This is a genomic window from Streptomyces sp. TLI_053 (assembly GCF_900105395.1).
Classification (GTDB): domain Bacteria; phylum Actinomycetota; class Actinomycetes; order Streptomycetales; family Streptomycetaceae; genus Kitasatospora.
This window is the reverse complement of sequence record NZ_LT629775.1, coordinates 7,887,382-7,909,683: the sequence shown is the minus strand read 5'-3', so window position 1 is coordinate 7,909,683 and position 22,302 is coordinate 7,887,382. Positions and strand designations below refer to the sequence as shown.

General features: G+C 73.7%; 18 protein-coding genes. 12 read left to right on the top strand and 6 right to left on the bottom strand.

Going from position 1 to position 22,302, the window contains the following annotated elements; genetic code table 11:
• Positions 1-4 precede the first annotated feature (4 nt).
• From BLU95_RS33065 to BLU95_RS33040, 6 genes are all read left to right on the top strand, one after another.
• The gene (locus BLU95_RS33065) at positions 5-1,294 is read left to right on the top strand and encodes a DegT/DnrJ/EryC1/StrS aminotransferase family protein (RefSeq protein WP_093863214.1); all 1,290 of its coding nucleotides are present in this window, start codon (positions 5-7) and stop codon (positions 1,292-1,294) included.
• Positions 1,295-1,361: 67 nt separating this feature from the next.
• On the top strand, positions 1,362-2,051 hold the full coding sequence (locus BLU95_RS33060) for a methyltransferase (protein WP_093863213.1): 690 nt from the start codon (positions 1,362-1,364) through the stop codon (positions 2,049-2,051).
• Between the two features lie 16 nt (positions 2,052-2,067).
• A complete protein-coding gene (gene hisN / locus BLU95_RS33055; RefSeq protein ID WP_093865294.1) occupies positions 2,068-2,892 on the top strand; it encodes a histidinol-phosphatase in 825 nt (274 codons plus the stop codon).
• Between the two features lie 48 nt (positions 2,893-2,940).
• Positions 2,941-4,506, top strand: coding sequence for a carbamoyltransferase C-terminal domain-containing protein (locus BLU95_RS33050; RefSeq protein WP_093863212.1), 1,566 nt, complete (start codon positions 2,941-2,943; stop codon positions 4,504-4,506).
• Positions 4,507-4,709: 203 nt separating this feature from the next.
• Positions 4,710-5,294, top strand: coding sequence for a hypothetical protein (locus BLU95_RS33045; RefSeq protein ID WP_159425082.1), 585 nt, complete (start codon positions 4,710-4,712; stop codon positions 5,292-5,294).
• 21 nt (positions 5,295-5,315) lie between these two features.
• Positions 5,316-6,578, top strand: coding sequence for a sensor histidine kinase (locus BLU95_RS33040; protein ID WP_159425081.1), 1,263 nt, complete (start codon positions 5,316-5,318; stop codon positions 6,576-6,578).
• Between the two features lie 174 nt (positions 6,579-6,752).
• On the opposite strand, the gene BLU95_RS33035 is transcribed toward BLU95_RS33040, so the two are convergent.
• On the bottom strand, positions 6,753-7,571 hold the full coding sequence (locus tag BLU95_RS33035; RefSeq protein ID WP_093863209.1) for a class I SAM-dependent methyltransferase: 819 nt from the start codon (positions 7,569-7,571) through the stop codon (positions 6,753-6,755).
• Positions 7,568-8,878 (bottom strand): helix-turn-helix transcriptional regulator, encoded by a 1,311-nt coding sequence (locus BLU95_RS33030; RefSeq protein ID WP_093863208.1) that lies wholly within the window; start codon positions 8,876-8,878, stop codon positions 7,568-7,570. Before BLU95_RS33030 ends, BLU95_RS33035 begins: the two co-directional genes overlap by 4 nt.
• Before the next feature lie 434 nt (positions 8,879-9,312).
• On the opposite strand from BLU95_RS33030, the gene BLU95_RS43105 reads away from it, so the two are divergent.
• Genes BLU95_RS43105 through BLU95_RS33015 form a run of 4 tightly spaced genes read left to right on the top strand, consistent with a single transcriptional unit; the run spans position 9,313 to position 12,364 of the window.
• Positions 9,313-9,453 (top strand): hypothetical protein, encoded by a 141-nt coding sequence (locus BLU95_RS43105; protein ID WP_173862182.1) that lies wholly within the window; start codon positions 9,313-9,315, stop codon positions 9,451-9,453.
• 13 nt (positions 9,454-9,466) lie between these two features.
• Positions 9,467-10,654: a cupin domain-containing protein gene (locus BLU95_RS33025; RefSeq protein ID WP_093863207.1), complete on the top strand. Its 1,188-nt coding sequence runs from the start codon at positions 9,467-9,469 to the stop codon at positions 10,652-10,654.
• Positions 10,651-11,547 carry an aldo/keto reductase gene (locus BLU95_RS33020; RefSeq protein WP_093863206.1) on the top strand — a complete coding sequence of 299 codons (897 nt, stop codon included), beginning with the start codon at positions 10,651-10,653 and terminating at the stop codon, positions 11,545-11,547. The genes BLU95_RS33025 and BLU95_RS33020 overlap by 4 nt, the downstream gene beginning before the upstream one ends.
• Complete coding sequence (locus tag BLU95_RS33015; protein ID WP_093863205.1) at positions 11,531-12,364, top strand: hypothetical protein; 834 nt, start codon at positions 11,531-11,533, stop codon at positions 12,362-12,364. The genes BLU95_RS33020 and BLU95_RS33015 overlap by 17 nt, the downstream gene beginning before the upstream one ends.
• A gap of 180 nt (positions 12,365-12,544) precedes the next feature.
• Here BLU95_RS33015 and BLU95_RS33010 read toward each other — a convergent pair whose 3' ends face one another.
• Positions 12,545-13,543: a polysaccharide deacetylase family protein gene (locus tag BLU95_RS33010; RefSeq protein WP_093863204.1), complete on the bottom strand. Its 999-nt coding sequence runs from the start codon at positions 13,541-13,543 to the stop codon at positions 12,545-12,547.
• Positions 13,544-13,746: 203 nt separating this feature from the next.
• Between BLU95_RS33010 and BLU95_RS33005 the strand changes: the two genes are divergently transcribed.
• Positions 13,747-15,318, top strand: coding sequence for a CehA/McbA family metallohydrolase (locus BLU95_RS33005; RefSeq protein ID WP_093863203.1), 1,572 nt, complete (start codon positions 13,747-13,749; stop codon positions 15,316-15,318).
• Positions 15,319-15,657: 339 nt separating this feature from the next.
• Positions 15,658-16,110 carry a hypothetical protein gene (locus BLU95_RS33000; protein WP_093863202.1) on the top strand — a complete coding sequence of 151 codons (453 nt, stop codon included), beginning with the start codon at positions 15,658-15,660 and terminating at the stop codon, positions 16,108-16,110.
• A 403-nt stretch (positions 16,111-16,513) separates the two neighbouring features.
• Here the strand turns inward: BLU95_RS33000 and BLU95_RS32995 are convergent, their stop codons facing one another.
• The 3 genes from BLU95_RS32995 to BLU95_RS32985 form a co-directional block, all read right to left on the bottom strand.
• Positions 16,514-17,134 (bottom strand): sigma-70 family RNA polymerase sigma factor, encoded by a 621-nt coding sequence (locus tag BLU95_RS32995; protein WP_286158593.1) that lies wholly within the window; start codon positions 17,132-17,134, stop codon positions 16,514-16,516.
• A gap of 242 nt (positions 17,135-17,376) precedes the next feature.
• On the bottom strand, positions 17,377-18,897 hold the full coding sequence (locus BLU95_RS32990; protein ID WP_093863200.1) for a S8 family serine peptidase: 1,521 nt from the start codon (positions 18,895-18,897) through the stop codon (positions 17,377-17,379).
• A complete protein-coding gene (locus BLU95_RS32985) occupies positions 18,894-22,271 on the bottom strand; it encodes a right-handed parallel beta-helix repeat-containing protein (protein WP_093863199.1) in 3,378 nt (1,125 codons plus the stop codon). Before BLU95_RS32985 ends, BLU95_RS32990 begins: the two co-directional genes overlap by 4 nt.
• Positions 22,272-22,302 lie beyond the last annotated feature (31 nt).

Here is a 22,302-nt window from a genome sequence, read left to right as displayed (position 1 = left end):
ACACATGAGCGCCGACGAACGGCTCGCCCTTCTCGGAGGCACACCCGCCGTCCCGCAGCCACGGCCGCACGAGGTGTGGCCGCCCCCCGCGGACGCGGCGGAGCTGTCCGAACTGGCCGCGCAGCGCAACACCGACATCTCCATCAAGGGCAGCAGCGGCCCCATCGGCCGGCTCGAGGCCGACTTCCTCGCCTTCCTCGACGGCGGCGCCCGCTACGCGGTCACCTTCAACTCCGGTACCAGCGCGCTCCTCGCCGCCTACTTCGCCCTCGGTGTGCGCGAGGGGGTGGACGTCGTGGGACCGGCGCTCACCTACCACGCCGCGCTGAGCCCCGTCTTCGCGCTCCGCGGCGACGTGGTCCTCGCCGACATCGACCCCGACACCCGCGGCCTGGACCCCGAGGCGCTCCGGTCCGCGCTGACCGAGCACACCAAGGTCGTCACCGTGGTCCACCAGTGGGGCCACCCCTGCGAGATGGACGCGATCCTGTCGATCGCCGAACAGTACGGGCTGCGCGTCCTGGAGGACTGCTCGCACGCGCACGGCAGCCGCTACAAGGGCCGGCCCGTCGGCACCTTCGGCGACGCCGCCGTCTTCTCCCTCCAGGCCAACAAGGCCGTCTACGCCGGGGAGGGCGGCATCCTCGTCACCAGCGACCCCGGGGTCCAGGACCGCGCCACCCTGCTCGGGCACTACCGGGACCGCTCCCGGGAGTCCGTCCTCGACGAGGACCTGCGGGCCCACTGGGTCACGGGCTTCGGACTCAAGCTGCGGATGTCACCGTTCAACGCCATCGTCGCCCGGCACGCCCTCGCCGCCTTCCCCGCACGCAAGGAGGCCCGGCACCGGTGCCTGCGGCACCTCGGCGAGCAACTCGCCGACGTGGCGTACCTGGAGCGGGTCCAGGTCGCCGACCACGTCGACATGGGCGCCTGGTACGGCTACAAGCCGCTCTACCGGCCCCAGGCACTGGGGGGCGTTCCGCGTGCCGTGCTCATCGAGGCGCTGCGCGCCGAGGGCATGGAGGTCGGCGCCCCCTCCGGCCCCCGGCTGTCGACCCTGCCGCTCTACGCCCGCCCCGAGAACCCCCTCTTCCCGGGAGTCCCGAAGAAGGCCGCCGCGCCGGGGGCCGGCTCGCGGGCCGAGCACGTCGAGCGGCACGCGCTCTCGCTGCCGACCTTCACCTCCTGGCCCGACGACAAGGTGCTGATCGACCAGTACGCCGAGGCGTTCCGCAAGGTCGGCCGTCACCGCGAGGCGCTGGTCCGGTACGCCGCCGAGCTGCCCCGATGACCGGGACCGCCCCGACGACCCGGACCGCCCCGACGACCGGGACCGCAGCACCGAAGAGGGAGTGCGCATGACCGTCGAGGAGTCGCCGGAGGACGTGGCGAGGGCGCTGCAGCACGCTCTCGCCGGTGACGACCTGCCGGACACCTTCACCCTGCTGGGACGGGAATGGAGCCTGCACCGGGGTGTCTGGCCCAGCACGCTGAGCGCGGCCACCGAGGTGATGGCCTCGGTGGTGCCCTATCCCCGGGACGGCTCGTTCCTGGAGGTCGGCTGCGGCACGGGCGTCATCGCCGTCACCGCCGCACTCAGCGGCTGTGCCTCCGTCACCGCGCTGGACATCAACGAGAAGGCCGTGGCCAATACCGTCGCCAACGCCGAGCGGCACGGTGTGGGCGACCGGGTCCGTGCCCTCCACAGCGACCTGTACGCGGCGCTCGACCCCCTGAGCCGCTTCGACACGATCTTCTGGAACGTGCCCTGGACCTATGTGGAGGACGGCTTCGCCCTCTCCAGCGACATCCACTCCGCCGTCTTCGACCCGGGCTACCGGGGCCAGGCCCGCTACCTCGCCGGGGCGCACCGGCACCTGACCGACGGCGGCCGGCTGCTGCTGGGCACCGCCCACCTCGGGGACCGCGAACGGCTCGACGTGCTCGCCGGCGGAGCCGGCCTGCGGATCGACCTGCTGCGCAGGGTCCGCCGGATCGAGGAAGTGGGCGTCATGGAGTACCACCTGCTCGAACTGCGGACGAGGTGATCCGGTGACGCCGCCCGTGCCGCCGGAGGACGACCTCGAGCTGGCCCTCCGTCTGGGCGACCTCGCCGACGGGCTCACCGTCCGCCGCTTCCACGCGCTCGACCTGCGGGTCCGGGAGAAGCCGGACCGCACACCCGTGACCGACGCGGACACCGCCGTCGAGAGGGCCGTCCGCGAGGAGCTGCGATCCGCCCGCCCCGACGACGCCTTCGCCGGGGAGGAGACCGGCGGCTCCGTCTCGTCCGGGCGCACCTGGCTGGTCGACCCCATCGACGGCACCAAGAACTTCCTGCGCGGCGTACCGGTCTGGGCCACACTGATCGCGCTGCTGGAGGACGGCCGGCCCACCGTGGGCGTGATCAGCGCGCCCGCCCTGCACAGCCGCTGGTGGGCGGCGGCGGACCGGGGCGCCTGGCTGCGCCGGGGACCGGCCGGCACCGCCCCCGCGCGTCTGGGGGTCTCCGGGCGTTCCTGCCTCGACCAGGCGTACCTCTCCACCACCAGCACCCGCACCTGGGACGTCTTCCACTCGCGGGCGGCCTATCTGCGCCTGGCCGAGTCCTGCTGGGAGGACCGTGCCTTCGGCGACTTCCTCCAGCACTGCATGGTCGCCGAGGGAACGCTCGACATCGCGGCCGAACCGGTCGTCAACCCCTGGGACATCGCCGCGGTACAGGTGCTCGTGGAGGAGGCCGGCGGCCTCTGCACCGATCTCCTGGGCGCCTCGCCCCGGAGCGGCACCGGCGCCCTGTCCGCCAACCCGCGGTTGCACCGGCTCGCCCTGGCGGCCCTCTCGGCGCCGTCCGCGGCACCCGGGGTACCCGGGGCACCCGGACCCTGAGCCCGCCCCGAACCGTCGGACGCGGCACCCACCGAGAAACGGACCATCATGCTGATTCTTTCCCTCAAGGAAGGCCATGACGGGGCGATCGCGGCCGTCGAGGACGGCAGGCTGCTCTTCTCCCTGGAGGCGGAGAAGGACTCGTTCCTCCGCTACAGCAATCCGACCGCCGAACTGTTCGCGACGGCGGCGGAGCGGCTGGACCGGCAGCCCGACGTCGTCGCCGTGAGCGGCTGGATCAAGGGCACCCAGTGCACCGACCAGCCCTCGCGCGCCGGGTACTTCGGGGTGGGCGCGTCCGCGATCACGGACGAGCCCGGCCGGTTCTTCGGCAAGGCCGTGCGGGTCTTCTCGTCCACCCATGAGCGCTCCCACATCATGACGTCCTACGGCATGTCGGCGCTCCGCCGGGACCAGCCGTTCTACAGCCTGGTGTGGGAGGGGAACATCGGCTCGTTCTACCGGATCGACGAGCACGGGAAGGTGACCCACCTCAAGGAGGTGCTCAACTACCCGGGCAACAAGTACTCCTACGGCTTCGCGCTCGCCGACCCGAGGTTCAGCCCGCACCAGGAGTTCGTCCGGTTCCAGGACGCGGGCAAGCAGATGGCCCTGGCCGGATTCGCCGAGAACCGGCCGCCGACCCGGGCGGAGCAGGAGGTCGTCGACTTCGTCCTCGGCCAGAAGGAGGTCATCACCGGGAGCCTGAAGGACCGGATGACCGATTCCCCCTTCCACAACGTCGGGGTGGAGTCGAGCGCGTACAAGAACCTGGCGGCCCGGCTCTCGGACGCCATCTTCGACCGCTTCCACGCGTACGCCCGGGAGCACCTGACCGAGGGATTCCCGCTGCTCGTCTCCGGCGGCTGCGGGCTCAACTGCGAGTGGAACCGACGCTGGCGCGAGTGCGGGCTCTTCCCGGCGGTCTTCGTGCCGCCGTGTCCCAACGACAGCGGCTCCGCGATCGGCACCGCCATCGACGCCCAGCACTTCTACACCGGGTCGGCCGGCCTGGAGTGGGACGTCTACGCGGGCGGCGAATTCGTGGAGGACGTCGGGTTCGACCCGCGGCGCTACGAGATCCGCCCGCTGGACCACGGCGAGGTCGCCCGCCACCTCCGCGACGGGAGCATCATCGGCTGGGCGCGGGGCCGCTGGGAGATCGGCCCCCGCGCGCTCGGGAACCGGTCGATCCTGGCCGCCCCCTTCACCGAGGAGACCACGGCCAGGCTCAACAGGATCAAACAGCGCGAGAGCTACCGCCCGATCGCCCCGATCTGCCTGGAGCAGGACGCGGGCCGCTGGTTCGGCGGGGGGCTCCCCGACCCCTACATGCTGTACTTCAGCCGGGTCGAGTCCGCCGACCTGCGTGCGGTCACCCACGTCGACGGAACGGCCCGCACCCAGACCGTCGACCCGGCCGCGAACCCGGCCATGGGTGAACTGCTGACCGCGTTCGGCGCACTGACCGGATTCAGCGTCCTCTGCAACACCTCGCTCAACTACTCGGGACGCGGGTTCATCAACCGGAGCAGCGACCTGATCGCCTACGGCGAGCTGCACGGACTGGACGGGTACGTCGTGAACGACGTCTTCGTCACACCGCGACGCTAGGGGTCGCGTCCGCGAAGCCGCAGCGGCCCCGGCGGGGCCCCGGGAGCGGGTGCGGACCGTCCGGACGGTCTCCGGGCAGGGCCCGGCGAGACCGGGGCGCGGGTGGGACCGGAGACTCATGTTCCCGGGACAGGAACGGGAGGAGGGTGGAGGTACAGCGCCCGCCGGATCGGAGCGGGCCAGGACGGTCACGAGGTGTCACCATGAGTAGTGATTCCGTTACCAACGCGCCCGCTCTGCTCGTCGCCGTGCACGCCCAGGTGAGTGACGGCGTTCCCGGCGAGCTGCTGGCCCACGGGTTCATGACCAGCCGGGCGACCGTGCTGGTCCCGGATCCGCCCCGGGAGCTGGCGAGCCCGTGGCACAGATACATCCTCCGAATATCCCGGTCACCGGGGCACGACGGCACCACCGAGGTGCTGCCCGTCGCCGGCATCAGCCTGGCGGCGGTCCACGGGGACGGGATCAGCACGGCGGCCGCCATGCTGACACTGATCTGGCCGACCCGGTTCGAGGTCCCCACCGTGACCTCCACACCGGAGCGGGTCGCCGGGCTCCTGGTCCGCCACCACGGCGACCAGTGGGCGGTCTACGCCGAACTCGGCCTCCGGGTGGTGCGTCCGGCGCGGAAGGCCGGCCCCGCCGACGAGTGGTGGCTCGGCCCGGACTTCGCCAAGGACGTCCACGGCTCGGTCGAGGACTACAGCTGCGGCACCTGCGGCAGCAGCCCCAACTGCTGCCGACGCCCCGGCCCGGAGTCCGCGGCCCCGGCCACCGAAGCGGCCTGACCGGACCGTGGGGTGGTCCCGATGATCACAACCGCAGCACAGGAGCGGCGGGGGGAGGCCCGGGACACCGACCCGGGCCTCCCCCCGCCGGTCTGCTGGCAGGACGTCGCGCTGGCGCTCGCGGCCGTCGTCCCGGAGCTGTTCTACTTCGGGACCGTGCTCGCCCCCTGGACGAGCTGGGACCAGCGGGTGTGGATGTTCCTGCTCGCCCTGGGCGAGGCCGCCGCCCTGGTGGTGCGCCGCCGGTGGCCGGTGGCGGTGTTCGGCGCCGTGTGGGTGGTCTCCGCCGGCTCCGACCTGCTCTCCTGGGCGAACACGCTCGACTACGTGCCCTGCTTCGGGCTCCTGATCGCGCTCTACACCGTCGCCGCGTCGTGCCGGCGACCGGTCGCGTACGCGGCCCTGTTCCTCACCCTGGTGCCGCTGGGGCTGGCGATCGCCGAGACCATCGGCGACTACCAGGGGCCGCGCTTCGCCTCCGTCCTCGTCGCGAACCTCGCCTTCTACGTGCCGGTGACGCTGGTGGTCTGGGGCTTCGCCCGGTGGAGCCGGGCGGCCGAGGAGGCCGCCGAACGGCACCGGCGGGAGGTCGCCGACGCACGGCTGCGGGTCACCCAGGAGCGGGTGCGGATCGCACGGGAACTGCACGACATCGTCGCGAACGCCGTGGCGGTGATCGTCATGCGGGCGGAGACGGCGCGGGTCACGGCCCTGGAGGACCCGGCACGCGGGGAGGCGTTCGGGCACATCGAGGACCTCGGCCGGTCGACGATGGCCGAGCTGCGGCACATGCTGCGGCTGCTCCGCAGTTCCGAGGCGGCGGTCGAGTGCGGCTACAGCCACGGCCTGGCCGATCTGGACCGGTTGCTGGCGGACGTCCGCAAGGCCGGTGTCCGGATCTCGGTGGAGACCCGGGGCGCCCCGCTGCGGATCGACGACAGCGTCAGCCAGACCGCCTACCGGCTGGTCCAGGAGGCCGCCACCAACATCACCAAGCACGCCGGTCCCGGCACCAGGGCGGTGGTGCGGATCACCTGGGACCGGGCACTGCTGATCGAGGTGGTCGACGACGGCGCCGGGCGGCCGCCGGACGACCGCCGGGAGCTGTCCACCGGGCACGGGCTGCTCGGACTGCGCGAACGGGTGGCGCTGTACGGCGGCCTGCTGAGCGCGGCCCCGTACGGGCCCGGGTACCGGGTGGCGGCGGCACTGCCGGTGTCCATGGCCGCTGCCCCGGCGCCCTCACTGGCCCGCCCCGGGCGAAGACACCGGAAGGCCGCCTGAAGGCACGATCGGCACTGGAAGTTCCCCATCGACAACTGCCTTGTAGGACGAACCCGGACCGTGACGGGGTAGGGCGCCTGATATCGCGTGGCACTGACCTTTCGGGCCAGACTGAACCGACTCGGCACGACGAATCCCTGATTGAGTATCACGCGGTGCACAACACAACGCGATCTACAGCCGGCACACCAGGAATCCGCCGAGGCATGTGATCTTGAACGACCCCTCCGTCGCGATCGTGGCAGCGACTATCTCTGCTGCCCGGCTCACAGTCCGGTGGAAAGGGACACCGCTTTGGTCGGCCCATGCCTCGTAGGAGGCCAGGTGGGCAACGATCGGCGCAGGGTCGGTCATCTCGATGGTGCCGGGCAGTTCACGGACCCCAATGTCCTCGAACGCCGTCCGGAGGTAGCTGGGAGCCTTCTCCAGGGAGAAGCGGGAGCTGAGGGAGACCCGGGCCGGCCCCTCCGGAATGCCGAGGACGTCGCCCGCAGCTCTGGCCCAGAGCTGATCCAGCTCCTTCTTGTCAGCGTCGCTGTTGGTCGAGGCGATCAGCACGCTGCCGGGCCGGACGACGCGGGCCAGTTCCTTGACCGTGGCCTCGATGTCACTGACGTGGTACAGCATGTGCAGGGCCAGCACGGCGTCGGCGCTGCTGTCGGCAAAGGGCAGAGCCTGGGCATCGGCCACCAGGACCGGCTTCTCCACGTCGGCAAGGATGCCCGCCGAGATGTCCATTCCGACGACCTGAAGGTCCGGACGATCCCTGTGCAAACGGTTGACGAACTTGCCGTTGCCGCAACCGACGTCGAGGACGACCCCGTTCGTTCCGGCGAGCTCTTCGACGACCATCCCAGGCAGATCGTACTGCGGCTGCTGCCACCGGTAGATCGACTGGCGGGCCGCCAGGTGGCGTTCGTCGGCGTAGGCGCTGTTCGCGAGGATGGACTTGTCGGCGACTGCGGCGTCCTGCCGTGCGGTGTTGCTCGTCACTGTGGCAGCTCCGGAGGGTTCGTGAGTGCGGGTCGAGAGCAGGCTTCTCTGACATTCTCACGGAGGCTCAGGACGATCGGGGAGTCTGCGTAGGCGGGCTCGGCGAGACGAGTGCTCAGCGCCCGAAGGCGGGTGGAGATGCTCGCCGTGCGCCGACCCGGTGCGGCGTCCAGCACCACCAAGAGCTTCTCCTGCACGCCGTCGAGGTCACCGTGGGCGAGATGGGCGTTGGCGAGGTCGAGGTGGGCAGCCAGCAGGTCGCCGGAGGACTGTTCCTGCTGCGGTGCGGACTCGTACAGGAGGATCGCCCTGGAGGATGCCTCAATAGCTCGGTTCACGTGATGCCGGCTCTCCAAAGCGAGAAGAGCTGTGCCGGCGTAGGTCCACTGCTTGGCCTCGGGGAACGTGAATACACCGGGAAGATCCACCGCAGCTACCCCGCTCCGCGCCGCCTCGGCAGCCTCCACGGCTCGTAGCGCGCCCGCGCTGTCGCCGAGCGCGGCGGTGGCCCGTGCTTCGAGGCCGAGCAGGCGGGCTGCGATCGTCCCGCTGTCCGCGTACGGCAGTCCGGACCGCGCCAGCTCGGCGGCCTGGCGGTGGTCCTGCTGCCAGTAGGCGATCAGGGACTGGACGGATCGGATCCAGGCCCGCAGACCGTTGTGGCCGGCTGACTCCGCGCAGCGCCAGGCCGTTCGCGAATGCGTGGCCGCAGCTGTGTAGTGGCCGAGGTCGAGAGCGACATGGGTGGCCAGGCCGCAGAGGCGCCCGGCCTGCAGGTACAGATGGCATGTCTGGTAGGGATGTTGGCGGCCACGGAGTAGGTCGAACACTCCTCGCCGAAGGGTTCCGATCTCGTGGAAGAGCTCGGACACCGGCTTGCTCACGTAGTCCCGCGCCAGTCTCGCGATGTCCGCGTCGATCTGTTCGAGCAGTGTGTCGCCCACGTTGGACGCGCTCGCGAAGCGAAGGAAGTGCGCAGACTCGGCCGAGTCGACCGCCACGGCCATGACGAGAGCATTGTCGCTGTCCGTGCGCCGGGCGGGTGCACGAGGCACGGCCCCGCCGACACTGGGCGGTGGAACTTCTTCGGCGGCTCCAGGGGGTGCTGCCAGCAGGTCGGCCAACTGGTCGACCGAGAGTCCGAGGGCGCGAGCGAGCTTCGGCCGCATCCAGGGCTGCGGGGCTCCTCTGCCACTCTCCCATCGCCCCACGGTCGTACGATCCACGTCGAGGGTTTCAGCCAGGGATTCCTGGGTATGGCCGACGGCCTCCCTGCGCCGGATCAGCCGGGACCTCCTGGATGCCATTCCGCGTCCTCCAGAGGTACGTCAGTTCGCCTGCAGCCGTATCAGGCCAGGTCGTGCCCGGGTTCGCAGCACGGATGCCTCTTTGCCGCCTCAATTCTGCTCTGGTTCACCCGCGTGCGAGGCGGTTCTGTAGATACCTGCCGGGTGAATCCCGGCGCGAATCGGCCGCTGCCGCTTCGGGCGACGAACGACTCACTGCGCTGCTGAGGGCCACTGCCGCGACGACACGGGATGCCCTTCCGACCAGTGCCTGACAAAACTTCCTTCAGCCCCGACGCGGGGCTGGGGGACGCAGGTGGCCGCGCCGGCCAGGAGCCACGCGGCACAAGCACCTGAGGTTCCTTGCCGACGGCCTGCCCCGGCAACGGATCCATCGCTGAACCCATGACTGGGCCGGGCAGCCGGCCCGCCCCATGATCCCGAAGGAGTGCTTCATGCCCGAGAACCTGACGACCGGCACCGAGCTGGAGAGCGACGGCTTGCTGGTCGCCCGTGCGAAGGTCGCCGCGGCCCGCTCGCGTGGCGAGCAGTCGTCGGACGGCGGCTCCACCGGCCGAACCGACACCAACGACTGACGGCTGCATCTCGATGACCGCCGAGCACTTCTCGGCGGTCGAGCGTCTGGGCGGGGACGACTTCCTCGCCCGGACGCTCGGCCGCAGCTTCAAGGTCGCACGCGGCGAAGCCGCGTCACTCGCCGGACTCATGAGCTGGGACGATCTCAACGCCGTCCTGACCCGTCACCGGTTCGAACCACCTCGCTTCCGCCTCGCCGTCAATGGGGAGCAGGTGCCCGCCTACACCTACTCCCGGCCGATCACCACCCGGCGCAACACCGTCTGGCACCAGCTCCAGCCCGCCGAGCTGCACAGGCGTCTCGCGGAGGGCGCCACGCTGGTCCTGGACGCCGTCGACGACCTCCACCCCGGAACCGGCGCTCTGGCCGGCCAGTTGGAGCGCTGGCTGCGAACCGGCGTGCAGGTGAACCTGTACGCCTCCTGGACCGGCACGGAGGGCTTCGGGATCCACTGGGACGATCATGACGTGGTCGTCGTCCAGCTGGACGGCGCGAAGCGCTGGCGCATCTACGGCCCCACCCGCACGGTACCGATGCACCGCGATGTCGAGACGCCCGAACCGCCGCCCGACGAGCCCGTCGCAGACCTGGTCCTCACGGCCGGCGATGTGCTCTACCTGCCCCGCGGCTGGTGGCATGCTGTCGCCGCCTCCGAGGGCCAGCACTCGCTGCACGTCACGTGCGGGCTGCAGAGCACGACGGGCGCCGACCTGATCACCTGGCTGTCGGAGACGTTGCGTGCCCACGAGGCCATCCGGGCAGACATCCCGCGTTTCGGGGCTGCCGAGGAGCAGCGCGCCTTCCTCGACACGATCGGCAAACTCCTCGCGGCCGAGCTGGGGAGTGCGGATCTGATCACCCGCTTCTCCTCCGCCCGTGACGCCACCGAGCGCGCCCGCCTGGCACCGTCGCTGCCCCACATCACTGCGGCCCCAGCGGATGCCGACCTTCAGGTACGACTGATCACCACGCGGCCCGCGCTCACGGCCACACCCGACGACACCGTCCGGCTGACCGCCGGCGGCGAGGAGTGGACGTTCGCCGCCAAGGCCGAGCCGATGCTCGCGCTCCTCGCCACCGGGGAACCGCACCGGCTGGCCGATCTCGCCGAGGCCGCCGGCATCAGCCTCGGGCAGGCGGCCGGTGTCGTGACGGAGCTGGTCGACGGCCAGGCCGCCGCGATCGGAGGCTCACAATGACCGCCCGGCTGGGCCTCGGCACCTATCGTTGCCTCGATGTGGCCGAGGCCGCACTCATGGCCGCTTCCCAAGGTGCCGAGTGGGTGGACACAGCGCCCAACTACGCCGGCGGCCGGGCCGAGATGGCGCTCACCGTGGTTCTGGCCGCCTACCCGGAGCTGTGCGTCTCCACGAAGGTCGGCTTCATCCCCGCCTGTGCCGGGCACATCGGGGTACGAGCCGGTGCCCTGTCCGCAGCGGACGCCGAGGGCGGGCACTGCCTCGCCCCGGACTACATCTCGTGGCAGCTGGCCCGCAGCAAGATCGTGCTCGGCCGTGAGCCCGACCTGGCGTTCGTCCACAACCCCGAGCACGCCTGCCCGGACGGCGAGATCACCGGCAGGCTTTACCGGTCCTTCGTGGCCTTGGAGGAGGCGTGCAGCCAACAGATCATCAGCGCCTACGGTGTGGCGACCTGGCGCGGCTTCAGCAGCGGCCTCTTCGACGTTCCCACGCTGATCGAACTCGCAGCCAAGGCCGGCGGCCCGAATCACCACCTGCGGGCCGTCCAACTCCCGGTCTCCCTCGTCCACCTTGCGCCCGTCGCCCAGGCTCTCGACGGTCACGGCCCGTTGGCCGATGCCCTGGCTGCGGGACTGGAGGTATTCGCCTCCGCCCCGCTCCACGGCGGCGAGATCCCCGGCATGGCGACCCCGGAGCTGTGCGAGCTGATCGCTCCTGGCAAGACCCCTGTCGAGGCGGCCCTCGCAGTCGTTGCTTCAGCCCCAGGGGTGAAGCGCGTACTCCTGTCGACGGGGAACCCGGAACACTGGATGCGGGCCGCCGGAGCCGTCGGGCGACCATCGCTGTCTCCGAACGTACTCCGAAGGGTCGTTGATGTACTCGGAACCTGATCCGGACACCGCCAGGCGGATGCGCGGGATGCACGCCGCAGCGGCTGCGTCGCTCGCCGCGAAGCCGATCGGGTCGAGCGAGGCGTGGGGCTGGCGCGGGCGTACCCTCAGCTGCCCGGTCGCTACGGCGTCCGGCGAGAGCTGGCTCCGTCTGGTGTCCGCGCCGGCCGACAAGGCTGGCGGAAAGCTCTGGGAGGGACCGCAGGAGGCAGAACGGCTCATGCCTCCCGAGGTGCCCAGGCCGCACCTGCGGGAGCGGCGTGCCTGGACCGAGGATGGGCACGGCTACCTGGCGGAGCTGTACGACAAGGTCACCGTCTCCACCGTCATGACCCACGAGCCGATCCTCCGGGAAGCGCCCGACCTGGACGACGCCTGGTGGGGCGCGCTCAGCACCGCCCTCGAAACCATTGCCGCCGTTCCCAGCGACCGGGTAGCGGTACGGCAGGAATACCTGGATCGCGCGATGCCCCTGTACCTGGGCATCCCGATCGACACGACGGTGCCTGCCTGGACGACGGCCCACGGTGACCTGCACTGGGCCAACCTCACGAGTCCGTCCCTCACGGTGCTCGACTGGGAGGGCTGGGGCGTAGCGCCTGCCGGGTACGACGCGGCGCTGTTGTACGCGTACAGCCTCCTCGTGCCGGATACCGCCGCAGAGGTGCGCCGCCGGCTCGCCCACATCTTCGACAACCCGGCCGGTCGCTTCGCCGAACTGGTTGTGATCACCGAGCTCCTGCAGACCATCACACGAGGCGACAACCTCGATCTGGAAGGGGCCCTGCGGAAACGGCTCTCCGCGATCACCGGATGACCGGCTCGCGGCCCCACGGCTGCGGGCCGCACATGGGTACCCCGTTGGCCTGTCCGACACGACAATGTGCTCCGCCCCGGACCGAGGATCGGGGCGGATTGCTCGGCGGGTTCCGGGCCTTGGCGGTTCGAGGGGTCGAGGAAGCCGGGCGAAGCCCCCTCCTCCGGGTGGCGGCCGGGGTCAGCGGAAGGCGTCGGAGAGGCGGGTGAAGGTCCGGCCGGCGGCGAGGAGGGTGGGGAGGGCGGCGGCCAGGCCGGGGGCGGTGCCGGCGGTGGGGTGGTTCATGTGGGCGATGACGATGCCGCCCGGCGCGGTGTCGAGGAGTTCCCGGCGGACCTGGGCGGCGGGGAGGGTGGCGCCGCCGTCGGCGTTGGTGCTGAAGCCGGCGATCCGCTGGCCGAGGTCTGCGGCGATCCGGGTGGCGACGTCGTCGTAGTGGGCGGTGCCGGAACGGAAGAAGGCGGGCGGGCGGCCGAGGAGGGCGGTGAGCTTGGCGAGGTTCCCCGCGATCTCGTCGTGGACCTCGCCGGGGTCGCGGGTGCCGGCGATGCCGTAGGCCGGGCGGCCGGTGACGGAGAGGGGGCGGTGGGCGGTGCCGTGGTTGGCGATCTCGAACAGCGGGTCGGCGGCGAGGTCCTCGAAGACGGCGGGGTTGGCGTCGATCCAGCGGGCGTTCAGGAAGAGGGTGGCGGGGACGCCGTGGCTGCGGAGGGTGGCGACGAGGGCGGCGTCGTAGCCCGAGCCGCCGGGACCGCCGCAGGCGTCGAAGGTGAGCGCGACGGCGGGGGCGGCGGCCCTGGGGAGGGTGGTCAGCACGCCGGGGACGTCGAGGCCCCAGGCGGCGGGGGCGGCGTCGGCGTAGCGGGCGACGACGGAGGCCCGGGTGGGGACGGCGGCGGGAACGGGGGCCGGCGCGGGGACCTCGGGCACGGGCGCGTCGGGGGCGGGGGCCTCGGGGGTCGGGGCCGGGGTGGGAGCGGCCGTCGGGCTCGCGGTCGGCGTGGAGGCCGCCGGCTCCGAGGCCGGGACGGGCGCCGCACCGGTCACGAGCGGCGCGGTCGGGACGGGCGCACCGGGCGCCACCGTCGGCCCGGGCGGCGCGGGGCTCGTCGTCGGCGCGCAGGCGGCCAGGGCGGCGCCGGCCGCGGCCGCCAGGAGGGTCCGCCGACTGAGTGACATCAATGCGCTCCGAATCTGCCTGACTGTCAGATGATCTGACTACCTCCTATTCAGGGCCCGCCCCGCCCCCCGGCGCAACCCGGGTCCGCCTTCACGGGGCCTCCGCCCGGTGGTGGGGCCCGGCTCACCGGGGGTTCACCGGAGCGAGCGGGCCGCGGGTAGGTACCGGCCGCGAGCATCCCCGACCAGAGCGGAGGCACCCGATGGCGGACGACGTGCACGAGGAGAAGGCCCGGCCGGGCCGGCGCGGGCTACTGGCCGCGGGCGCGGCGGGCGTGCTCGGCGCGGTGGCGGCGGGGGCCGGCAGCGCCCGGGCCGAGGGAGCCGCGGCCCCGGCCGCGCCCCAGGACCGGACGATCACCCTGACCGGGAAGCTGCCGACCGGCGCACCCGACTTCGTGTACCTGCCGTTCGACGTCCCGTCCGGCGTCCGCGAGGTCGCGGTCTCCTACCGGTACGACAAGCCCACCGTGCCGCCCGGCACCCCGGGCAACTCCTGCGACATCGGGCTGTTCGACGAGCGCGGCACCGACCTCGGCGGCCGGGGCTTCCGCGGCTGGTCCGGCGGCTTCCGGACCGAGTTCGCGGTGAGCCGGGAGCAGGCCACGCCCGGATACCTGCCGGGGCCGGTCCGCCCGGGCCGCTGGAACGTCGTCCTCGGCCCGTACCAGGTCGCGCCGCAGGGGCTGGAGTACCGGGTCGACGTCACACTGCGGTTCGGGGCGCCCGGCGCCGCGTTCACCCCCGCCTACCCGCCGGAGCGCGCCCGGGGGCGCGGCCGCGCCTGGTACCGGGGCGACTGCCACCTGCACACCGTGCACTCCGACGGGCGCCGCGAACCCGCCGAGGTGGCCGCCGGGGCGCGCGCGGCCGGGCTGGACTTCATCGTGTCCACCGACCACAACACCTCCTCCGCCCACGGCGCCTGGGGCCCGCTGGCCGGACCGGACCTGCTGATCCTGCCCGGCGAGGAGGTCACCACCCGCAACGGCCACTGGCTGGCGCTGGGCCTGCGCCCGGGCGAGTTCGTCGACTGGCGCTACCGCTCCCGCGACGAGGCCCTCCCCCGGTTCGCCCGCCAGGTGAAGCGGCAGGGCGGCCTGGTGGTGCCGGCGCACCCGTTCTGCCCGTACGTGGCCTGCCAGTGGAAGTTCGGGTACGAGCACGCGGACGCGGTCGAGGTGTGGAACGGCCCCTGGACGTACGACGACGAGTCGGCCGTGGACGGCTGGGACGCCCAGCTGGCGGTGGCGCTGCGCGACGGGCGTTCCTGGCTGCCCGCGATCGGCAACAGCGACGCCCACAGTGCCCCGCAGGTGATCGGCTCGCCGCACACCGTGGTGCTCGCCGAGGACCTCGACCGCGACGACATCCTCGACGGACTACGGTCCGGCCGCAGCTGGCTCGCCGAATCGGCCGCCGTCCAGCTCGACTTCACGGCGACCGGGAACGGCCGGCAGGCCGGGATCGGCGAGCAGCTGACCGTGCCCGCGGACGCGCCGGTGGACGTCCGGCTGGCCGTCTCCGGGGTGCCGAACGGCACGGTGCGGTTCCTGACCGACGAGGGCCAGCTGCACCAGGAGTCGCTGCCCGCCGACGGCACGGGCACGGTGGTCTGGCGGACGACCGCCTCGCTCGCCGCGTTCGTCCGGGCCGAGGTGCGGCACCCGAGGGCCGACGGGACCCCGGGCCGGGGCAACGCGATGGGCCCGGACCTCCCCTGGGGCCCGATGGCCGCGCTCACCAACCCGATCGTGCTGCGGGCCCGGGCGTAGGCCGCGCGGACCGGGACGCGGCGCGGACGCGGGCGTAGCGGGGAGGCGAACGGACGGCGTGGGGCCTGCGGGGGGACGGCGGGAGGTCCGGGGAGAGGAGGACTCCGGGGCGCACCGTGGACTAGGTTGATCCCCGACAGCAGTCACTCGTAGGGACGAGGCGGTCGGCTGTCCGCCTTGCCGGATTCGGCCGGTTCCTGTTCCGACTCCGGCCGGCCCCCGCGTGTTCCGCCCGTCCCGCCCGGCCCCGTCCGTCCCCGGCCCGCGAAGGGATCAGCAGCTGTGAACCGTACGACCGTAGGTGGGCCGGAGCTCGGAGGCGGACGGGGGGCGGGCAGCGTGGTCGTCCTCTCCGACCCGGCCGCCGGCGCCGGGAGCGGCGCGGTGGCCCCCCTGGTCGCGGACGCGCTCTTCCCCAGCGTCCACCTGCGCGCGGAGGACTTCCGGCGGGCGGTCCGGCAGGGCTACGTCGCCCCGGACCGCCCGGAGGCGCGGCGGCAGAACGTGACCGCGCTGGCGGCGACCGCCCAGGCGGCCTTCGCCTTCGCCTCGGGCGGCTACCAGGTGGTGGTGGAGGGCTCGGTCGCCCCGACCGCGCTGGACGCCTTCCGGCGGGAGAGCCGGGCCACCGGCGCGCCGCTGCACTACGTGGTGCTCAACGGGGGCACGGCGGGCGGTACGGCGGCCGACGGTGCGCCGAAGGCCGGGAGCCCGGCGGTGGACGCGGCCGAGGCCACGGCGGACACCGTGCTGGCGGGGCTGCGCCGGGGGGCCTACCTGCTCGGCTGGTGATCCCGCCGCCGCCCCGGGGGGAGACCGGGGCGGCGGCAGGAACGGAGCGGCGGCGAACGACGGCCGCGAACGGAAGAGGGTCGGTCGGTTCTGGGGGGACCGACCGACCCGTCGCGGCACCACGGCCCCGAGCGGCGACGCCCCGGCGCCCGCCCTCCCACAAGAGCGAACGCCGGGGCGGCCGCGGGCCCGGCGCCCGAACGGGGGTACGGACGCCGGTGGCGGTGCCGCCACAATGGTCAACGGGCCGCGGTGCGGAAGCGGTTCACGGCCTTCCGGTCCGGGTCCGCCCGGACCGGCCCCGGTTTCCCCAAAGGGCAGCGATCCGCGACGGTCCCCCGTCCGTCCGGCCGGACGGACGGGCCTCCGGCCGCGGCCGTCAACCGGTCAGCCCGTCAACCCGTCAGCCCGCCCAGGCCATCCCGCGGGCCTCCAGGATCGGCCGCAGGGCGCGGACCGCGTAGAAGCTGCGGGACTTCACCGTGCCGACCGGCACCCCCAGCACCTGCGCCACCTCGACCATCGACCGGCCCTTCATGTGCAACTGGACCAGGACGTCCCGGTGGTGCGGCTGGAGCTCGGCCATCGCCACCGCGACGTCCTGGGCGACGAGCACCTCGTCGTAGGGGTCGTGGGCGCCCGCGTGGTCCTCCGGGCTCTCGTCGGCGACCTCCTGGGCGCGGGCGGCCTGCATCCGGTAGTGGTCGATGGCGATCCGGCGCGCCACCGTGAACAGCCACGGACGGCTGTGCTCGGGGCCGCGCTGCACGGCCGCCGGGTTCTGCCAGGCCCGCAGCAGGGTCTCCTGGACGATGTCCTCCGCCTTGCCCCGGTCCCCGCTGGTCACCCGGAGCATCGCGCGCAGCAGGTAGCCGCCGTGCAGGCGGTACAGCTCGGCGAGAACGTCCTGGTCCAGGGTGGGCCGGGCGGCGGGCGCGGCGGGCACGGCAGGCGGGGCGGGCACGGCGGGTACCCGGGCGTCCCCGGAGGTCGTCCCGGCCAGGGCGGTTGCGTCGATGGCCACGGCTGTTGAGCCCCTCACACCATTCATCGGTACCTCGGTCGGTCGGTACCGGGGTCGATCGCTGTCTCGGTGCTCCGGGGCAGGCCACCGCGATCGGACGGCTCCCCGGGCGGTGCCACGCTGGCAGCCCCCGCCAACGCGGGGCCAACGCGGCCGCGACCGCCCGCGTTGGCGGGACGTTGGCGGGCCCCTGCGCGGCCTCACTCCGCCGGTGTCACGCCGCCGGTGTCACTCCGCCGACGTCACTCCGCGGGCGGTGCCCCCGCGCCGGCCCGCGCCCCCGACCCCGCCCCGGCCCTCGCGGCCGCCCGGTTGCGGCCGACCTTGGCGGCGGCCGCCGCCAGGGCCAGCAGCGCCGCACCGCCCAGGCTCACCCCGGTGACCGCCGACGCCAACCGCACCGGCCTCCCGTCCGGCGGCGGCGGGACCAGCACCGGGTCGGCGGCCGCCGGGTCGGCGGATCCCGGGACCGCCGCCGGACCGGCGGCGGCCGGGGTGCCCACGGCCGTCACCGGGTCCACCGCCCCCCAGCCGACGCCCGGATCGGGCAGCGCCGTACCGGGCCGGTAGGCGGTCGATCGCAGCCGGTCGGCGAGCTGCTCGGCCGTCAGCGAGGGCGACCGGCCGAGCACCAGGGCCGCCGTCCCCGCCACCAGCGCGGCGGCGTAGCTCGGCCCGGAGACCGTGAAGGTGCCGCCGCCGGGGCCGGCTGCCAGCAGTCCCTCGCCCGGCGCGGTCACGTCCACCCGCGAGGCCCGCCCGGGGGCGGGGGCGGCGGCGCCACCGGCCTGGCCCGCCGCACCGGAGGAACCCGCGGAGCCGCCGGTGGAACCGGAGGCCCCGGCACCGGCCGGTGCGCCGTCGGCGCCGATCCCGGCCACCGCGAGCACCCCGGGGTACCCGGCGGGGTAGACCGGGCCGTTCACGGTCTGGCTGTCCGGTCCGACCGGGGCGACCAGCAGCATCCCCTTCCCCGCCGCGTAGCCGACCGCGTCGGCCAGGGCGGGCGCGGGCTCCGCGATCGGCGCCGCGACCAGGCCGATCCGGGCACCGCCGTCGGCGGCCGCGCGGATGCCCCGGGCGAGCAGGTCGGCGTTGGTGCTGCCGGCGTCGTCGGTGGCGGCCACGGCCAGCACCTTCGCGGCCGGGGCGACACCGGCCGGGCCGCCGTCGGCGGGGCGGCGGCCGGCCACCAGGGTCGCGAGCGCGGTGCCGTGGCCGACGCAGTCCCGGCCGGCGTCGCCGTCCCCGTGCAGTCGGGGCCCGAGCGTGAGCCGCCCGGCCAGCGGGCCGGCGCCCGATCCGGTCGCGGCGTCCACCCCGGAGCCGATCACGGCCACCGTCACCCCGGCGCCCCGGCTCAACGGCCAGACGGCCTCCGGCCGCAGGAAGACCTGCGACCAACCGGGCCGGTCCGCGGCGCGGGCGGACGGCTTGCGGCACCCGTTCTGCCGGACGTCGGACAGCGTCTGCGCCAGTGGGGGGAACTCCGCCGCCTGCGTTCCCGCACCCCCGCCGGCGGCGGCACCGCCCCCGGCAGCAGCACCGGCGCCACCGGCAGCAGCACCCGAAGTGACACCCGGCACCACGTTCCCGACGGACGGCACCGTGCTGGCCGCCGCAGGGCCGGCCACCAGCGGCCCGGCCCCGGACGCACCCGCCCCCGCGGCGGCGGCCGGAGCGAGGGCGGCGAGCGCCGCGAGGCCGCCGGCCACCGCGGTGGCGGGGCGGGCGAGCCGCCCCCCGCCTCGGCCGGTGCTCACACCGCGCTGCCGGAGCGGTCCGCGGCGATGTCCTCGGGCAGCAGCAGGCTGAGCTCCGAGAGGTCGGCGACGTCCAGCCGGCTGAGCCGCCCGGCCTGGCGGGTGATCATGCCCTCCAGGGTCTGCCGGGCGAAGCGGCCGTTGCCGAAGGTGCGGTCGCGCGGGACTCCCGCGAACAGCTGCCCCAGCGCCTCCAGCGTGTGCGGCGCGATCTCGTACCCGGCCTTGACCGCGTGGTTGCGCACGATGGTGACCATCTCCGCGTCGGAGTAGTGGCCGAAGTCGATCTGCCGGGAGAAGCGGGAGGCGAGACCGGGGTTGGAGGAGAGGAAGTGCCGCATCTCGTCCTCGTAGCCGGCCACGATCACCACCACCTCGTCCCGGTGGTCCTCCATCAGCTTCATCAGGGTGTCCACGGCCTCCTGGCCGAAGTCCCCGCCGCCGCCGTGCCGGGGCGTCAGGGTGTACGCCTCGTCGACGAACAGGACGCCGCCGCGGGCCCGGTCGAACGCCTCCTTGGTGAGCTGGGCGGTGTGGCCGACGTAGCGGCCGACCAGGTCGGCCCGGGCGGTCTCGATCAGCTGGCCGCCGGGCAGCACGCCCAGCTCGGACAGCAGCCGCCCGTAGAGCCGGGCGACCGTGGTCTTGCCGGTACCGGGCGGACCGGCGAAGACCAGGTGGTGGCTGATGGTGGCGGTGGGCAGCCCGGCCTCCTCGCGGCGGCGGACCTGCCGGATCAGGTTCACCAGGTCCTCGACCTGCTCCTTGGCGGCGGGCAGGCCGACCAGGGCCTGGAGCTCGGCCAGCGGCTCGGTGCCGTCGGCCTCCTTCACCGGCGGTTCGAGCTCGACGCCGACGTCCCCCGGGACGAGCACGGCGAGGTCCTGGTCGCTGATCTCGGCCTGCTCCGCCAACCGGGTCGCCTGCCGGTCGACCATCTCCTCGAAGACCTTCCGGGCCGCGCGGCCGTTGCCGAAGTCCTCGCCGCGCGGCATCCGCTCGAACAGCAGCGTCAGCGCGTCGCCGGTGCCCTCGGCGAGCTCGTAGCCGTGGCTCGTGGCAGCCCGCTCGACGATCGTGACCAGTTCGTCGACCTCGTAGTTGGCGAACTCGACGGTCCGGCTGAACCGGGAGGCGAGACCGGGGTTGGAGGCCAGGAACTCGGTGATCTCGGCGGAGTAGCCGGCCACGATCACCACCACGTCCTCGCGGTGGTCCTCCATCAGCTTGACCAGGGTGTCGATCGCCTCCCGCCCGAAGTCCGGGCCGGAGCCGCCGGAACCGGCCGACAGGGTGTACGCCTCGTCGATGAACAGCACGCCGCCGAGCGCCTGCTGGAACACCTCGGTGGTCTTGATCGCGGTGCCGCCGATGATCGAGGCGACCAGGTCGGCCCGGGCCACCTCGGTCAGGTGCCCGCTGCGCAGCACGCCCAGGTCGGCGAGGATCGCGCCGTAGAGCCGGGCGACCGTGGTCTTGCCGGTGCCGGGCGGACCGGCGAAGACCAGGTGGCGACTCATCGGCAGGGCCGGCATGCCGGCCAGTTCGCGGCGGCGGGCCAGCTTGTTGAGGTTGACCAGGGTGGCGACCTGCTCCTTGACGCCGGCCAGGCCGACCAGCGACTCCAGCACCTCCAGCGGTCCGGGCGGTGCGGCCGGGGCGGCGGCGCGGCCGGGTTCGGCGTCCGGCCCGGGGTCGCCGTTACCAATGGCAGCGGCCGGGCCCGAGCCGGTGGCGCCCTCGGCGCGCGGGCTGCCGGTGGCGGCCGCGGCGGTGCCGTGGGCGTCCGGCAGACCGTTCTCCTCGCTGGTCAGCTGCTCCACCGCGAGCCGCTCGCTCGGGGCCGTCTGCCGCAGGCCGGAACCCCGGTTGCGGGACAGCGTGCAGCCGGTCAGCCGGACCGCCTCCACCGAGTCCAGGCGCACCCCGTCGCCGATGTTCTCCACCGCGTCGACCTGGGCCAGGGCGGCCCGCCCGCCCGCGCCGATCCGCACGCCGTGGCGGCGGTTGCCGTGGCTGCGGACCCGGGTGCAGCTCAGGTCGCCGCCGTCCTCGACGGACAGGCCGTCCTCGCCCGAGCCGCTCACCTCGCAGTCGCGCAGCGCGGCCCGGCCGACCTTGCCGACCAGCACGCCGGAGCCCTTGGCACCGCGCACCACCCCGGCGCCGACGAAGGTGTCCGCGCCGTCGGTGATCCGCAGTCCGGCCCGCCCGGCGTCGGTCACCTCGACGCCCTCCAGCCGGCCCCGGCCGTCCCGCAGCACCTCGATGCCGTCGGCGCCCGCGCCGGTGACGGTCAGGTGGCGCACCCGGGGGTTGGCGCCGCCGCCGATCGACAGGCCGGGCCCGGTGACGTCGCGGATCTCCAGCCGGTCGATGTCGGCGGCGCTCTCCTCGGCCAGCTCGACGCCGGCCCCGCCGCAGCCGCGCACCACGGTGCCCCTGAGCACCGGACCGGCGTGCTCGCCGACCCAGATGCCGGTGCCCTCGGCGTCGGCGACCTCGCAGTTCTCGAAGTGGCCGCGCGAACGGCCGGTGATGTGGATGCCGTGACCGGCGGTGCGGGCGGTGGAGCAGCGGCGCAGCTCCGGGTCGGTGCCTGCGGCGAGCGCGATGCCGTGGCCGGTGGTGGCGCTGACCACGCAGTCCTCCAGCACCACCCGGGCCTCGGAGCTGATGTACACGCCGATGGCGGTGTCCCGGACGGCGGTGCGCACCAGCCGGGTCGTGGAGCGCTCCTCCAGCGCGACGGCGGGCTTGTCGGTGACGGAGATCTCGCAGTCCTCGAAGGTGCCGCGGGCCTCGCCGTTGGCGCAGACGCCGTTGCCGCGGGCGTCGCGCAGCACGCAGTTGCGCAGCAGCGGGTTGGCCCGTTCGCCGACCACCACGGCGGAGGTGCCGAGGTGCTCGATGACGCAGTCCTCGATCACGCTGGTGCCGGTGGAGGTCTCGACGATGCCGGCGCCGGCCGGGTTGGTGACCCGGCAGTCGCGCATCGCGAGCGAACCCTGCTGGCGGGTGAGGACGGCCGTCCAGGAGCTGCCGACCACCTCGCAGTCGGACAGCGCTGCCTGGCCGCGCGGCACGTCGACGGCGGGGAGCTCCTCGTCCTCGCCCTGGACGACCAGGCCGGTGAGCTGGACGGCCTCGGCCACCACCTGGACGACGCAGCCCCGCCGGGCGGTGATCCGGACGCTGCCGCGCGGCTCCTCGGCGGTGATGGTGACCATCTTGGTGATGACCAGGTTCTCCTCGTAGCGGCCCGGGCGGACGGAGATCACCGCTCCGCTGCGGGCCGCCGCGAGCGCGTCGCCGATCGTGCGGTACGGGCCGCCCCGCTGTTCCGGGCACACCGTCAGCACATGGCGCGACATGGCCGTCCTCTCCTGGGTCTTCATGGGTACG

What these genes read in the sequence shown, in the direction of transcription:
- BLU95_RS33045 (WP_159425082.1), top strand. Translation starts at nt 4,710, where the DNA reads ATGAGTAGTGATTCCGTTACCAACGCGCCCGCTCTGCTCGTCGCCGTG.
- BLU95_RS33020 (WP_093863206.1), top strand. Translation starts at nt 10,651, where the DNA reads ATGACCGCCCGGCTGGGCCTCGGCACCTATCGTTGCCTCGATGTGGCC.
- BLU95_RS32985 (WP_093863199.1), bottom strand. Translation starts at nt 22,271, where the DNA reads ATGTCGCGCCATGTGCTGACGGTGTGCCCGGAACAGCGGGGCGGCCCG.
- BLU95_RS33025 (WP_093863207.1), top strand. Translation starts at nt 9,467, where the DNA reads ATGACCGCCGAGCACTTCTCGGCGGTCGAGCGTCTGGGCGGGGACGAC.
- BLU95_RS43105 (WP_173862182.1), top strand. Translation starts at nt 9,313, where the DNA reads ATGCCCGAGAACCTGACGACCGGCACCGAGCTGGAGAGCGACGGCTTG.
- BLU95_RS33010 (WP_093863204.1), bottom strand. Translation starts at nt 13,543, where the DNA reads ATGTCACTCAGTCGGCGGACCCTCCTGGCGGCCGCGGCCGGCGCCGCC.
- BLU95_RS33015 (WP_093863205.1), top strand. Translation starts at nt 11,531, where the DNA reads ATGTACTCGGAACCTGATCCGGACACCGCCAGGCGGATGCGCGGGATG.
- BLU95_RS33005 (WP_093863203.1), top strand. Translation starts at nt 13,747, where the DNA reads ATGGCGGACGACGTGCACGAGGAGAAGGCCCGGCCGGGCCGGCGCGGG.
- BLU95_RS33050 (WP_093863212.1), top strand. Translation starts at nt 2,941, where the DNA reads ATGCTGATTCTTTCCCTCAAGGAAGGCCATGACGGGGCGATCGCGGCC.
- BLU95_RS33065 (WP_093863214.1), top strand. Translation starts at nt 5, where the DNA reads ATGAGCGCCGACGAACGGCTCGCCCTTCTCGGAGGCACACCCGCCGTC.
- BLU95_RS33060 (WP_093863213.1), top strand. Translation starts at nt 1,362, where the DNA reads ATGACCGTCGAGGAGTCGCCGGAGGACGTGGCGAGGGCGCTGCAGCAC.
- BLU95_RS33030 (WP_093863208.1), bottom strand. Translation starts at nt 8,878, where the DNA reads ATGGCATCCAGGAGGTCCCGGCTGATCCGGCGCAGGGAGGCCGTCGGC.
- BLU95_RS33040 (WP_159425081.1), top strand. Translation starts at nt 5,316, where the DNA reads ATGATCACAACCGCAGCACAGGAGCGGCGGGGGGAGGCCCGGGACACC.